Origin of the sequence: Butyricimonas synergistica DSM 23225 (assembly GCF_000379665.1) — a bacterium.
In the GTDB taxonomy this organism is placed as follows: Bacteria; Bacteroidota; Bacteroidia; order Bacteroidales; family Marinifilaceae; genus Butyricimonas; species Butyricimonas synergistica.
Genome location: NZ_KB903370.1, coordinates 151,559 through 165,094, shown reverse-complemented (window position 1 = coordinate 165,094; position 13,536 = coordinate 151,559). Strand labels below are relative to the sequence as shown.

Genomic DNA, 13,536 nt, shown 5'->3' with positions numbered 1-13,536 from the left:
TAATGAAAATTTTTAAAAGTATAATTATAAATGGAGTTTGTGTTTGTATCTCGTTAATATTTTTTGCTAGAGAAATTTTTCCTTTAGTATTGTATGTTATTATTACGGCAATTTCTTTTGTTTTCTTATTTTTAAGCCTAGCTTTTGATATTGTCCCTTATATTTTTTCGCATCGTGAGAAGAGAAAGGAAGATAATAAATTAGTTCTAATGCCTAGAATGAAATGGCTATTGTTTATAACAAAAGATATGGGAAAAACAATTAGAAACTTGTACATAATAATTATGCTGATTGTTTTCTATTTTTATATATATGAAAATGAAATACCAAGAATTGTTAGTTATCTTTATTGGTTAATATTTGGTGCTTATTTTGGAATTAAAATACTGTGCTATTCTAATTTCTATCAAAAAAAATATAACTCAAAAGAAATAGAAAATAACTATTCTTCACGGGAATAAAAATTGTATTACTCTACTAAATGTAAAGGTATATAGGTTTATGCCAATGAATCAAAGTGTTCTTGCGAAGTTTGTCAGTCAAGTTATTATTTTTATTCTAAATAAAGATTGTGTTATGAAATGGATAATAATAAGTTCTATGTTTATTTGTTTTGCCAGTTGCATGGGGAAGAGAGTAACTTCTAATAGGACATTCCTTTTTTGAAGGATATCAATCTAGTGAAACTTACAAAGCTTGGGAAAAGGGTAGGTATCCTTTAGATATCGCAATTGAAAAATCTTTAAGAGAGAACAAACCGATATTGCTATGGGTTTCGAACTTTTCATCTCCTATAGATGTTTTTTTTAATTAAACAATTGAAAACAAGTAGATTAACAAGGAATTATATAGCAGATTCTCTATCTTGTTGTAGATTATTTGTTGATATAAAATTAGGTCCTCGAAAAATTGAGAATGCGGTAATGAGATCATTACTACCCAATGATACTATTTTTAAGACAGAAGGTAAATTAAGTACTTGGATATGTGATTATTATTTTGATGATTTATGCTCTTTTATTGTAATGATAGATCCTAGTATGAGAAAGTTGACCACATATCATAATAACGCTCATTTTGGTCGTGATACAATTTCATTTTTAAATTTCCTTAAAGAAGGGCGTGCAGGATATAAGTATTTGAATCAAGAATAATAATATTATTTGAGGGGAACTGTAAAAATTCCCCTCAAACACAAGATAAAAATATCTTTTAGAATGGTAGATCGTCTGCTTCCGGCATGGGAGGGATGTCCTCTACCCGGTATTCCGGAACCGGGGCACCAGCCGCGGGAGCTTGTTCCTGCATTTTTTCGATTCTCCATCCTTCGAGGTTCGTGAAATAGGAAACTTGTCCGTTATTTTCCCATTTTCTTCCGCGAAGGTTGAAATATACTTTAATATTTTCGTTCAATTGAATATTCTCCAATAGATCACACCTGTCCTGGATTAATTGAACCTTCACGAAGTCGTTCCATTGTGGGTTCTTCTCGTTTTCAACTTCTATCACGAATTCTCTCTTCTGGAAACGATCGCTGATCTTTTGAGTGGCTTCTTTGTAAATTAATTTTCCGGTAACTTCGTAATTCATCTCTTTTTTTATTAGAAACAAGCCCAAGAATCCTTGGGCTTGATAGCTGTTTATATTAACGTTTTTTCGTTATTTAGCTTCCGGGGTAACGATGTCTAATAACTCAACCTCGAAAATCAAAGTCTCGTTCGGTCCGATAGGTCCGCCTTGGGTTCCCATTTGTCCGTAAGCCAAGTTTGACGGGATGTAAAGAGTCCATTTTGAACCAACGGGCATCATCTTCAACGCTTCCGTCCAACCTTTGATTACGCGGTTAACGGGGAATTCTGTCGGCTCTCCTCTTTTGTATGAAGAATCGAATTCAGTTCCGTTGATTAAAGTACCCTTGTAATGTACTTTCACTACACTCGTGTCAGCAGGCATTGCACCTGTACCTTCTTTCTCGATTTTGTATTGCAGACCGCTCTCGGTAGTTTTCACTCCGTCTTTTTTAGCGTTTTCTTCCAAGAATTTTTGTCCGTCTTTCAATGCTTGTTCAGCTTTAGCCATCATGGCTTTTTGAGCGTATTTGTTCAGGAACATGCGAATTTCCATGTCACTGGGAATTTCTTTATTCTGAAGGGCTGCATTCATACCGGCGATCACTGCATTCATATCCAGATCCTGCATACCGCTTTGTGTCATGTTTTTCCCGTAGAAGCATCCCATGTAGAAACTTGCCGAATCTTTTTCGTTCTTCATGGAAACGCTGGTTTGAGTATTAGAATTGCAGCAGCTTGCCAAACCTAAAGAGGCTACCGCTAAAGTTAAAAATAGATTTTTTGCGTTCATAGTTTTTCGTAATTTAATTATACTATATCTAGTAATTCTATATCAAAAATCAAAGCTTCGTTCGGACCGATAGCTTGCCCTGCGCCGTGAGCGCCGTAAGCCAAGTCGGAAGGAATGAATAGTTGCCATTTTGAACCGACAGGCATCAATTGCAATGCTTCTACCCATCCGGCAATCACCCCGTTTACCGGGAATTCGGCAGGCTCTCCGCGGCGATAGGAAGAGTCGAACACGGCTCCGTTAATCAAACGTCCCTCGTAGTGGCATTTCACCGTATCGCTCGCTTTCGGGATAGCCCCGTTGCCGTTGGAGATTACTTTGTATTGCAATCCGCTAGGCAAAGTGATTACACCTTCTTGTCCTTTGTTTTCGTTCAAGAATTTCTCGCCGGCTTCTTTAGCGGCGCTACCTCTGTCTTCTTGCAATTTGGTAAAGAAATCTTGTAAGATTTTATTTGCTTCTTCCGGCGTGATTTCCGGCATTTGACCGGCGTAAACTGTTTTCAGCGCATCTAGAAGGGCTTCCGGATTGATGGTGTTGACACCTGATGAAAGGAGATTACTTGCGAAACTTAGTCCCAAACAATAACTCACTTTGTCTAACTCTTCGGTATATTTCATTGAAAGGTTTAATTAATAAATAAATATTTTGTTCATTAGGGTGCAAATGTACGAACATTGAGCGAAATCTCAAATCATACCGTCATTTAATTTTATCTGCCTGTCCGACATGGTTGCCAATTCGGTGTCGTGCGTGACGATGACGAAAGTTTGTCCGAGTTCTTTCCGTAAGGTGAAGAAAAGCTGGTGCAACTCGTTTTTCGTCCGGGTATCGAGATTCCCGGAAGGCTCGTCGGCAAGAATCACGCGAGGATGATTGATAAGGGCTCGTGCCACGGATACACGCTGTTGTTCTCCCCCGGAGAGTTGATTGGGTTTGTGTGTTGTGCGGTCGCCCAACCCGAGCATTTTCAATAACTCGAGGGCTTGTTGCTCTGCTTCCTTTTTACCTGTACCCTTTATCCACGCCGGGATACACACGTTCTCTAGTGCGGTGAATTCCGGCAGCAGGTGGTGGAACTGGAAGACGAATCCGATGTTGCTGTTGCGAAATGCGGATAGTTTGTTCGGGGCAAGCCGTGCCACGTTGACCGAGTCGTAAAAAATCTCACCCTCGTCCGGGGTGTCCAGCGTGCCCAAGATGTGCAACAGCGTGCTTTTACCCGCCCCGCTCGCCCCGACAATGGTGACGATTTCTTTTTCTTTTATCGAGAGATCGATACCTTTTAGTACTTTTAATTCCCCGTAACTCTTGACTATATTTTTGATCTCAATCATGGTAATGTTCGCCTTAACCGATGTTTTTTATTATTTTGTCGGTAAAGATAGTGATTAAAATAAAGAGTGAGATGAATAATTCTTGCTTTTTTAATTATCAAAAATATGACTTTTCCCTATGTTTTCCCCGTGTCTTCTCCGACTCTTCCCCGACACTTCTCTATACATTATCAATTTTATCAACCTTTATAAAAGTATTATTATACCATTTTACTCGTATGATAATCGAATAGCAATCGAATAACAAGCGGTTGGTAGATAGGGAAGTGTCGGAGAAGACACGGGGAAATATACCGTGAGAGAGGTATGTCGATCGATGTTTTTATAATTTTGCCAAGAAACGCATCGATTAAAATAAAGAGTGTGTATCTTAGCCATCTAAAATAAATGATGTATGGAATATTATATAGATCCGATCGCTTTCGTGGCGCAAAAGAGTGGTTTTGAGAGTAGATACGTGAAAAATTTGTTAGGGTTGCTGGACGAGGGAGCCACGATTCCTTTCATTTCCCGTTACCGGAAAGAGATGACCGGGAGCATGGATGAGGTGCAGGTCGGGTTGGGACGGGAAATCTACGAGCAATTCAAGGAACTGGAAAAACGGAAAAAGACGGTACTGGAAAGTATCGAACAACAAGATAAATTGACCCCCGAATTGAAAGGACAAATCGAGAAATGCACGGATGCGCGGGTATTGGAGGATATTTATTTGCCCTATAAACCGAAGAAGCAGACCCGGGCATCGAAGGCAAAAGCGAAGGGGTTGGAGCCTTTGGCGGCTATTTTGATGCGGCAGGAACACGGGGACGTGTGGACGAAGGCTGCCCGTTTCGTGAAGGGCGACGTGGAAGGCGAGGAAGATGCCTTGCAGGGGGCAAGGGATATTATTGCCGAGTGGGTGAGCGAGAACGAACGAGCCCGCAATTCGGTCCGCCGTTTCTTTGACCGGGTTGCCGTCGTGAAGGCAAAAGTGGTGAAAGGCAAGGAGGCGGAGGGCGAGAAGTTTACCGATTATTTCGATTATTCCGAGCCGTTACGCAGGGTTCCCTCGCACCGGATGTTGGCTATTCGACGGGGAGAGGCGGAAGGGATATTGAAGGTCGCGATTGAAATTCCGGATGACGAGGCGTTGGAATCGTTGGAGCGAATTTTCGTGAAAGCGCGTAATGATAGTGCCGAGCAGGTAGCCGTGGCGGTGAAAGACGGTTATAAACGCTTGTTGTTGTCGTCGATAGAAACGGAATATTTGCAAACGGGGAAACAGAAAGCCGACGAGGAGGCAATCAAGGTGTTTGCCGAGAATCTGCGGCAGTTGTTGTTGGCCCCGCCGTTAGGTAATAAACGGGTGCTGGGGATTGACCCGGGATTCCGCACGGGATGTAAAGTGGTTTGCCTGGATGAAACCGGGAATTTGGTGCATAATGAAACGATTTACCCGCATCCGCCCCAGAACGAGGTGAAGCAGGCGGCGAACAAAATCACGAATCTGGTAAATTCTTACCGGATAGAGGCTATTGCTATCGGGAACGGGACTGCCGGACGCGAGACGGAACGTTTTATCCAAAACCTGCGCTACGACCGGGATATACAGGTTTTCGTGGTTAGCGAGAGCGGGGCGTCTATTTATTCCGCTTCAAAGATCGCCCGTGACGAGTTCCCGCAATATGACGTGACGGTACGGGGTGCCGTGTCTATCGGGCGCCGCTTAATGGACCCGCTTGCCGAGCTGGTGAAGATTGACCCGAAATCTATCGGGGTGGGACAGTACCAACATGATGTCGACCAGGTGAAATTGAAAGAAAGTCTCGACCGGGTGGTTGAGTCTTGCGTGAACCGGGTTGGCGTGAATGTTAACACGGCGAGCAAGTATTTGCTGACGTATGTTTCCGGGTTGGGACCCTCGCTGGCAGAGAACGTGGTGGCTTACATCAAGGAGAACGGAGCGTTTCGCAGTCGCAACGAGTTGAAGAAAGTGAAGCGAATGGGGGAAAAGGCATTCGAGCAATGCGCCGGGTTCTTGCGGATAGAGGGGGCGGTGAACCCGTTGGATAATTCGTCCGTGCATCCGGAGTCGTATGCCGTGGTGGAGCGTATGGCGAGAGATTTGGGATTACCGTTGACCTCGTTGATCGGTAACGAGGCGGCTTGTGATAAGATCGATTTGTCCCGTTACGTGGACGAGCGGATCGGGTTGCCGACCTTGAAGGATATCGTGGATGAGTTGAAAAAGCCGGGGCGTGATCCTCGTTCGGTGGCGAAGGTGTTCAGTTTTGCCGAGAATATTCACACGATCGATGATCTGGAATTGGGAATGGTGGTGCCGGGTATCGTGACGAACCTGACGAATTTCGGGGCGTTCGTGGATATCGGCGTGAAGCAGGACGGGTTGGTGCATATCTCGGAGATTGCCGACAAGTATGTTTCCAATCCGGCAGAGGTGCTTTCGCTGAATCAGCACGTGATGGTGAAGGTGACTCAAGTGGATAAAGCCCGGAAACGGATCGGGTTGTCAATCAAGCAATGTCCGCGGGATTGACTGCGTGTTTCGGGGAGGGGGGAGAAAAATAGTGTTATTAAAAAGAAAGGTATGAGATATGATCGTTTGATTTTCTGCTTGTTCTTGTGGATAGGCGTAACGATGACAGGCTGGGGACAAAATAAGGTAATTGAAGTTCCCCGGTACGAGAGCACGAATACATATATGTTTGATGTCGTGAAAATCGAGATGGCGAGAAATGCGACGATCGTAACAGGGCAAGTGAATTCTTTCCCCGGAGAATGGTTTCGAATTTCGGGACGGACGGTTATAAAAGGAGATAGTGGGCGAGAATATAGGTTGTTAAGTGCGGAAGGGATTGATTTGAACCAAAAAGTTTTTTTACCGGAATCCGGTGTGATGACTTTTCAACTTTATTTTGAACCTTTGGACGCACGTGAAAAGAAAATAGATTACGTGGAAGGGGGGGCACGAGGATGATTGGGTTATCCAAGGAATTTTTTTAGAGGTCGGTTTAGAACGGCATGTGGACGAGAAAAGTTGCGTGATCAAGGGAAAGGTTGTTGACCGTCCTTGGAGTCATAGATTGGTGTTGATGGAATACGATGCCGATAGTCGAGTTCAAGAACCTAAGGTGATAATTCCTGTGCGGGATGGGGAGTTTACATATGTTCATGAGGTGGACGAGTGTAAGATGTACCAGTTGATATTTGCCGATGAATTGGCAAAGAGTGCTTATCGACCTATTCATTTTTTCGCGGAACCGGGAGTGGTGGATATTGAAATTTGTTTTGAAGATGGCGGTTTTGTCCCGAAAATTCATGGTGGTAGTATCAATGGCGAGTATCAAATGTATTTGAAAGATAAAGAGGGAAGGTTTCATTTCCAAGCGCTATCTGCGCAATATGATTCTTTAGTTCGTCAAGATCTTTATTTCACGCCATTGGCGAAGGAATTGCAGCAGTTGATGTTTCAGTTTCAGGAGGATCGATTGAAATTGGATAGTTTGAATGCTGTTTATTTGCGATTGGAAAAGGAAAAGAAGGTGTACACGGCTCAAGTGATGGCTCTGAACGAGAAAAATAAGTGTTTACGTGTACAGGAGCAAAAATGGAAAGAGGATTATATTGATCGTAATCCTTCTTTGGTTTCGTATTTTTTGTTAATGGATGATTTGAGGTGTTTGATGAAATATCGGGTACATGGTTTCCCTGGGGAATTCGATATGCTGTCGTTTAAGGATTTGCAACGATTGGAGGATATGTATTATTCGGTTTATAAACTGATGTTTCCGGAACATTCGTATACGTCATTGAGCGCGATGATGCTTGAGTCATTGAGGAAGATTGAAGTAGGAGGGAAATACATTGATTTTACGGCACCTGATCTTGACGGACATCCGGTGACGTTGTCGCAACAGATTGATGGTAAAGTGGCTTTGATTGATTTATGGGCGTCGTGGTGCGGACCTTGTCGAAAGCATTCGAAGAGTATGATTCCGGTGTATGAAAAGTACAAATCAAAAGGTTTTACAATTATTGGAGTGGCGCGGGAGAAAAGTGTGGATAGCGCAAAGAATGCGATACTTCAAGATGGTTATCCGTGGTTGAATTTAGTCGAAATTAATGATATCGGGAATATTTGGTTCAGGTATTGCGTGGAAGGAGCAGGAGGAGGGACTTTCCTTGTGGATCGGGACGGAAAGATATTGGCTGTTTGTCCGACAGCGGAGGAGGTTGAAAATATATTGGAAGAAATGTTGAATGACGAAGTTACCTCAATGCCGGGGTGGGGTTAGAATTTGTGATGATTGAAGTATTCCCGTAGTTTGCGGATGGCACCATATTTCAGTGTTTTGACGGTGTTGATTGAGACATCGATCAAGCGTGCTATTTCTTTGTTGTCGTAGCCGGAGAGGACGAGGCGTATGATGAGGGCTGCCTGGGGTGGAAGTTGATTGATGGCGTTGACCAGAATCTGGTTGGATTCTTCTTCGATTAGAATGTGTAGTATTGCCGGTTCTTCACTTTCTTCTCGCGGAAGTTTGGCGTATCGTTCTCTCTCGTGCTTCATTTGACGAAGATGACTTATTGCCTCGTTTCTAATCATGATGAAAAGGAAGTTGTCGATCGAGTCGATATTCATGTATTTCTCCCGTTTTTCCCAGAACTTGAAAAGTACGTCTTGGGTGATGTCTTGGGCGGTGTCATTATCGACAAAACGACTAGCCACCGCGCATAGGGATGCGTAATGGTCGCGAATAAATTTCTCTAAAGCTGAATAATCTTCCATGCGTTATCGTGTGATTTCCAATTGCAAGTATAGTATTAATTTTCGTAAAAGATATTTTTTTCAAAAAAAATTGATTTTGATTCATCCCGTTTTTATTTCACGACGTCTTTATATAAACGAATAGAAGATTATTATGGATTATTCAAAAGCAAAACAGTTAGCAGAGATTATCGTCAAGATCAGGTTGAGGAGCGCGACGTTTGAAGAACGGGCTGTGCTGGCTGATTGGTTGGGGGAAAGCGAGGACAATCGTCAACTGTATAAACGAATCGTGCGGGGGGAGAGTATCTCTAAAAGATTGAGGAAGGAGGATCAAATCAACGAATCGGTTGATTTTGTACTTGTGCGGAATAGTATTGCCCGGCGTTTGGTGAGAAAACGGCAGACAAGGAGATTATTGAGATGGGGGAGCGGGAGTGTGGCTGCCGCGTGTTTGGCGGGTGCCGTGTTGTTTATGCTGAATAATAAACCGGATGAGGGAACTCGGGTTACCCCGGTGGAGGAGAACGTGATCGTTGCGGCGAAGCCGGAGATGAATACCCGGGCGATGTTAATATTGGCGGACGGGGCTCAAATTGATTTGGTTAATGATATTCCGGGAGTGGTGGAGCAGGAGCAGGCGATTATCCGGGGAGAGAGTGGTAAACTTTCGTATGAGGTGAAACGGGATTCTCTTTTGACCGACGAGGTTGTGGAGGAGACTTTCAACCGGGTGATTACTTATGTCGGGGGCGATTATTTTTTGTCGCTAAGTGATGGCACCCGGGTGTGGTTGAATGCCGATTCGGAGCTGGAGTTCCCGGTTAGTTTCGTGGGAAACGAGCGGGTCGTGAAATTACGGGGAGAGGCTTATTTCGAGGTGAAACAGGATGTGCGCAAGCCTTTTATCGTGGAGGCGAATGGTTTGAGAATGCGGGTGTTGGGTACTTCTTTTAACGTGAAAGCTTATCATGACGAGCGAAGTGTTTTCACGACTTTGGTGAAGGGAAGTGTCGCCGTGGAGGTTGCTGATGGTGGAAATGTGCCTGCTTCCAGGATCGTGCTTGAACCGGGGATGCAAGCCATGTGGCATGAAGGTAGCAAGGCTATCTCCGTGCAGCCGGTGAATGCCGCTAATATTGTAGCCTGGAAGGATGGTAAATTTATTTTCACGGAGGAGGATATGGAGGTGGTTTTGCGGACGTTGTCCCGCTGGTACGGGGTGAATTTTATTTGTAAGGACTCGCGGATGGAAAAGTATACGTTTAACGGTCTGATCAACAAGGACGAGAAGTTGGAGACGGTGTTGGAGAATTTGACTTTGGCGGGAGGACCGGTATTTAACGTTGTAGGTAAGAACGTGTATATAACGAAAAAATAAAACCGAAGCTGTGGGGCAGCTTCGGAAAAAACCTTGTTAGAAGCAAGGCAAATCGTTTAATTAAATTATTTACAAATCTATGAAAAAAAATGCGAAACTGAAAATGTTTTGTAGGCTTTCCTGTTGTCTCAGGCGATTATCCTTTATCGTTTATGTCGTGGGGATATTGTCTTTTATGAATACGGAAGTCTATGGACAAGAAAAGACGAAGCGAATTTCTCTTAAAGTGACGGATGTGTCTGTCTTGCAGGCATTACATGAAGTGAATCGTTTGTGTGATAATTTGGTGATGTTCCGCTCCGAAGAGGTTATGAAGGAGAAGGGACGAGTTACACTAGATGTGAAAAACAAGTCCGTGTTGGAGGTGGTGAAAGCGTGCCTGAAGGGGACGGCTTTGGGATGCGTGGAGAAGGATGGAAAGATTATCATCACGGTTGAGGGGGTGAAAACGTTGAGGATCACGGGACTCGTAACGGATGGCAAGGCTCCGCTTCCGGGAGTCACGGTGCTGGTGAAGGGGTTGACCCTGGGGACGGTGACAAACGCGGAGGGAAGATATGTTTTGAATTTGCCGACGATGGAGAAACTTACTTTGTTGTTTTCTTTCGTGGGAATGGAAACCCGGGAGGTCGTGTACGCGGGGAAAGATACCATAAACGTGGTCATGCGGGAGGATGTGAAGCAAATGAATGAAGTGGTAGTGACAGGTTACGGTAGTGTTTCCAAGGGAAATTACACGGGGGCTAGCACCACGGTGTTAGCCAAGGATATTATGATGGCGGGGGCTACCTCTGTGGATCAGATGTTACAAGGCGTGGTGCCGGGTATGCTGGTGCGGAACTCGACGGGGCAGGTGGGTGCCACTCCTAAAGTACGGGTGCGCGGAACTTCCACGTTGTTGGGCAGTCAAGAGCCGGTATGGGTGGTGGACGGAGTGATCCAACGGGACCCGCAACCGTTCAACTCGGAAGATAACACGAAATTCTCGGTGGATGCCGATGACATCAAGCAACTGGCGGGAAATGCCATCTCTTGGTTGAACCCGAACGACATCGAGAGTATCACGGTGTTGAAAGATGCCTCGGCTACGGCTATTTACGGGTCGAAAGCCGCGAATGGTGTGATCGTGGTCACGACGAAGAAAGCGACTGCTGGAAAATTGCAAATAAATTATTCCGGAGATTTTTCTATTGGTCAGCGCCCGCACTATGGCTTGTACGACTTGATGAATTCGGCGGAGCGGATGGATCTTTCGCGGGATATTTATATGGAGCGTAGATGCTTCAACGCAACGGACGTCGTGTTGCCGATTGGTTTCGAGGGGTTGTTGAAGAGTTACTTGGACAAGAGGATCACAATGGAGGAGATGGAGACGGAGTACCAGAAGATGTCTCGCCAGAACACGGACTGGTTTAAAATACTGTTCCGCAATTCATTCAATCATAACCATTCGTTGAGTATCAGCGGGGGATCGGAGAAGATTCAGAACCGCACTTCTTTCGGTTACAGCCGTCAATTGGGTGAAGCGAAAGGAAATAATTTATCCCAGTTTACTGTGGCTTCAAATACCACGGTACAGCTCTGGGAGCAATTAATTGTGAACATGACGGTGAACGGTAGTATGCGTAAAGTGGACGGTTTTGCCTACGGGGTGGATCCTTTCTCGTATGCTTACGGCACGTCCCGGGTGATTCCTTGTTATAACGAGGATGGTTCTCTTTTTTATCACGAGAAATCCGGTCGGAGTAGTGATGCCATTCAGAATAAGATGACGTATAATTATAACATTCTCAATGAAAAGGAGCACACGGGAAGTAATAATAACACCCGCACGTGGGGAACTTCGTTCGATTTGAAGTGGCAGATATTCGGGGATTTGGAGTACCAGGGGATGTTTTCCTATTCTTCCTCTTCTTCCGACACGAAGAAATATGCCACGGAGCGTTCCTATTATATTTCAGAGATTCGTGGATACGAGTATGGAACCGTGGCCCCAAACAGTGCGGAGACGATTTCGACTCCCCTGCCGATGGGAGGTTTGTTGGAGACGGATTTGACAAACGTGTCGACTATCGTGACTCGGAACGCGTTGGTATATAACAAGATATTTGACGCTAAACACCGGATCACCTTGCAAGCGGGTATCGAGACCAATTCTTCTAAAACCAAGGGCGAGACCAACATGCGCTGGGGATATATGCCGGATCGGGGAGAAACGTTTGCCATACCGCCGACCGTGTATTACCAATATGCCAATACACAGTACGGTAGAGATAATATTAGTAAAGTTTCGGGAGGGCATACCGTACTGAATCGCATCGAGAATACATTGAGCGAGTACGCGATGGTTGTTTACGCTTATGATGACCGGTACGTGTTGAACTTGAGCGGGCGTTTCGATGCTTCCAACCGTTTCGGTCAGGATAAGAACAAGCGCTTTCAACCGACTTGGTCAGCCGGATTGAAATGGCGGGTGGGCAACGAGCACTTTCTGAGGGGACACTGGTGGCTGAATAATTTGGATGTTTACGGCTCTTATGGGTACCAGGGAAATGCGGTGAGCACGGTGTCGCCGGAATTGATCGCTACCGACGTGTACGAGAATTTATATAACTCTTACGGGTTGGAGATCGTTTCTTTGCCTTACCCGGATCTCGGTTGGGAAAAGACGAAGACTTGGAACGTGGGGATTGATGCCGCATTCCTGGATGGTCGGGTGAATTTCAATTTCAACTGGTTTAAAAAGATCAGTGATGTGCTTTCGTCCAAGGGGGTGGCTTTGGAGAACGGGGTGTCCAACGGGATTGTTTCCGGTTCCACGATGGAGAATTCCGGGTATGATTTCGTGATTAACGTGGTGCCCGTGCGAACGAAGGATTTCACGTGGCAATTGTCGTTGAACACGGCGGTAACCAAGAATAAGGTGACCAAGAATAGCCGGACGAACCTGTTGGATGATTACTTGGATGGCAATTGTATCGTGGACGGCAATGCTTTTTCCACGTTTTACTCTTACGTGTTTGACGAGTTGGAGCAAGAGTATGGACGTCCTCGCTTCAAGCACATGGATTTGGAATCCGTGGAGGACATCAGGGATTTCATGGTGAAGTCGGGTAAGTTTACCCCGGATTTCTCGGGTGGATTGAACACGATGTTCAAGTATAAAAATATTACCCTTTATGCCCTGTTTGCCGTGCAATGGGGTGGACACGATCGTCTGCCGAATCTTTACGAGGCTACCACAACCAGAGACGGACTCCCTCGTCCGCACCAAAATGCTTCCAAGAAATTATTGAACCGGTGGAAAAAAGTGGGAGATAACACGAATATACCTTCACTTCCCGGCATTGGCAGTCGCAATGATATTATCTCTTTCCCGGACAATACTGTTTTGGCGGCGAATTACAGATCGGGAGAAAGTTCCTACGTGATGTATAATCTATCCGATTTGCGGGTAGCCAACACGGACTTTATTCGTTGTCGCTCGCTTTCGTTGGCTTATAATTTTGGCGAGAAGGCGTTGCGCCCGATGGGGTTGAGTTATTTGCAATTGAAGTTGAGTATGACGAACCCGTTCATGTGGGTATCCGACAAGAAATGGGACGGGTTGGATCCGGAAACGGGCAACTGGCCAACCCGGCGGGTAACTTCATTCTCCGTTCAGGTGATGTTCTAGTGATTAACGATTA

Annotated in this window: 12 protein-coding genes; 7 read left to right on the top strand and 5 right to left on the bottom strand. The window is 44.9% G+C overall.

Annotation, left to right across the window (positions count from 1 at the left end; genetic code table 11):
* Window positions 1-2 precede the first annotated feature (2 nt).
* Together A3CY_RS0117060 and A3CY_RS0117050 are read left to right on the top strand one after the other, a co-directional pair.
* Window positions 3-461 (top strand): hypothetical protein, encoded by a 459-nt coding sequence (locus tag A3CY_RS0117060; protein ID WP_018339157.1) that lies wholly within the window; start codon window positions 3-5, stop codon window positions 459-461.
* Between the two features lie 357 nt (window positions 462-818).
* Entirely contained in the window at window positions 819-1,154 is a 336-nt protein-coding gene (locus A3CY_RS0117050) for a hypothetical protein (protein ID WP_155828441.1), read from the top strand.
* Window positions 1,155-1,212: 58 nt separating this feature from the next.
* Here the strand turns inward: A3CY_RS0117050 and A3CY_RS0117045 are convergent, their stop codons facing one another.
* From A3CY_RS0117045 to A3CY_RS0117030, 4 genes are all read right to left on the bottom strand, one after another.
* On the bottom strand, window positions 1,213-1,590 hold the full coding sequence (locus A3CY_RS0117045; RefSeq protein ID WP_018339155.1) for a DUF3127 domain-containing protein: 378 nt from the start codon (window positions 1,588-1,590) through the stop codon (window positions 1,213-1,215).
* A gap of 69 nt (window positions 1,591-1,659) precedes the next feature.
* The gene (locus tag A3CY_RS0117040) at window positions 1,660-2,361 is read right to left on the bottom strand and encodes an FKBP-type peptidyl-prolyl cis-trans isomerase (protein WP_026207801.1); all 702 of its coding nucleotides are present in this window, start codon (window positions 2,359-2,361) and stop codon (window positions 1,660-1,662) included.
* A 17-nt stretch (window positions 2,362-2,378) separates the two neighbouring features.
* On the bottom strand, window positions 2,379-2,981 hold the full coding sequence (locus A3CY_RS0117035) for an FKBP-type peptidyl-prolyl cis-trans isomerase (protein WP_018339153.1): 603 nt from the start codon (window positions 2,979-2,981) through the stop codon (window positions 2,379-2,381).
* Between the two features lie 69 nt (window positions 2,982-3,050).
* Window positions 3,051-3,698, bottom strand: a complete 648-nt coding sequence (locus tag A3CY_RS0117030; protein ID WP_018339152.1) for an ABC transporter ATP-binding protein — start codon at window positions 3,696-3,698, stop codon at window positions 3,051-3,053.
* Between the two features lie 394 nt (window positions 3,699-4,092).
* Here A3CY_RS0117030 and A3CY_RS0117025 point away from each other — a divergent pair, with 394 nt between their 5' ends.
* The 3 genes from A3CY_RS0117025 to A3CY_RS0117015 are packed head-to-tail and all read left to right on the top strand — an operon-like array spanning window position 4,093 to window position 7,993.
* Window positions 4,093-6,234 carry a Tex family protein gene (locus tag A3CY_RS0117025; protein WP_018339151.1) on the top strand — a complete coding sequence of 714 codons (2,142 nt, stop codon included), beginning with the start codon at window positions 4,093-4,095 and terminating at the stop codon, window positions 6,232-6,234.
* 51 nt (window positions 6,235-6,285) lie between these two features.
* Window positions 6,286-6,675, top strand: coding sequence for a hypothetical protein (locus A3CY_RS0117020; RefSeq protein ID WP_018339150.1), 390 nt, complete (start codon window positions 6,286-6,288; stop codon window positions 6,673-6,675).
* 46 nt (window positions 6,676-6,721) lie between these two features.
* On the top strand, window positions 6,722-7,993 hold the full coding sequence (locus A3CY_RS0117015) for a TlpA disulfide reductase family protein (protein ID WP_018339149.1): 1,272 nt from the start codon (window positions 6,722-6,724) through the stop codon (window positions 7,991-7,993).
* Here the strand turns inward: A3CY_RS0117015 and A3CY_RS0117010 are convergent.
* Window positions 7,990-8,487 (bottom strand): RNA polymerase sigma factor, encoded by a 498-nt coding sequence (locus A3CY_RS0117010; RefSeq protein WP_018339148.1) that lies wholly within the window; start codon window positions 8,485-8,487, stop codon window positions 7,990-7,992. The two genes, A3CY_RS0117015 and A3CY_RS0117010, sit on opposite strands and share 4 nt — an antisense overlap.
* Window positions 8,488-8,620: 133 nt before the next feature.
* Between A3CY_RS0117010 and A3CY_RS0117005 the strand changes: the two genes are divergently transcribed.
* Window positions 8,621-9,847, top strand: coding sequence for a FecR family protein (locus A3CY_RS0117005; RefSeq protein ID WP_018339147.1), 1,227 nt, complete (start codon window positions 8,621-8,623; stop codon window positions 9,845-9,847).
* A 79-nt stretch (window positions 9,848-9,926) separates the two neighbouring features.
* Window positions 9,927-13,523, top strand: coding sequence for a SusC/RagA family TonB-linked outer membrane protein (locus A3CY_RS0117000; RefSeq protein ID WP_018339146.1), 3,597 nt, complete (start codon window positions 9,927-9,929; stop codon window positions 13,521-13,523).
* Window positions 13,524-13,536 lie beyond the last annotated feature (13 nt).

What these genes read in the sequence shown, in the direction of transcription:
- A3CY_RS0117025 (WP_018339151.1), top strand. Translation starts at nt 4,093, where the DNA reads ATGGAATATTATATAGATCCGATCGCTTTCGTGGCGCAAAAGAGTGGT.
- A3CY_RS0117020 (WP_018339150.1), top strand. Translation starts at nt 6,286, where the DNA reads ATGAGATATGATCGTTTGATTTTCTGCTTGTTCTTGTGGATAGGCGTA.
- A3CY_RS0117010 (WP_018339148.1), bottom strand. Translation starts at nt 8,487, where the DNA reads ATGGAAGATTATTCAGCTTTAGAGAAATTTATTCGCGACCATTACGCA.
- A3CY_RS0117040 (WP_026207801.1), bottom strand. Translation starts at nt 2,361, where the DNA reads ATGAACGCAAAAAATCTATTTTTAACTTTAGCGGTAGCCTCTTTAGGT.
- A3CY_RS0117035 (WP_018339153.1), bottom strand. Translation starts at nt 2,981, where the DNA reads ATGAAATATACCGAAGAGTTAGACAAAGTGAGTTATTGTTTGGGACTA.
- A3CY_RS0117045 (WP_018339155.1), bottom strand. Translation starts at nt 1,590, where the DNA reads ATGAATTACGAAGTTACCGGAAAATTAATTTACAAAGAAGCCACTCAA.
- A3CY_RS0117000 (WP_018339146.1), top strand. Translation starts at nt 9,927, where the DNA reads ATGAAAAAAAATGCGAAACTGAAAATGTTTTGTAGGCTTTCCTGTTGT.
- A3CY_RS0117060 (WP_018339157.1), top strand. Translation starts at nt 3, where the DNA reads ATGAAAATTTTTAAAAGTATAATTATAAATGGAGTTTGTGTTTGTATC.
- A3CY_RS0117005 (WP_018339147.1), top strand. Translation starts at nt 8,621, where the DNA reads ATGGATTATTCAAAAGCAAAACAGTTAGCAGAGATTATCGTCAAGATC.
- A3CY_RS0117030 (WP_018339152.1), bottom strand. Translation starts at nt 3,698, where the DNA reads ATGATTGAGATCAAAAATATAGTCAAGAGTTACGGGGAATTAAAAGTA.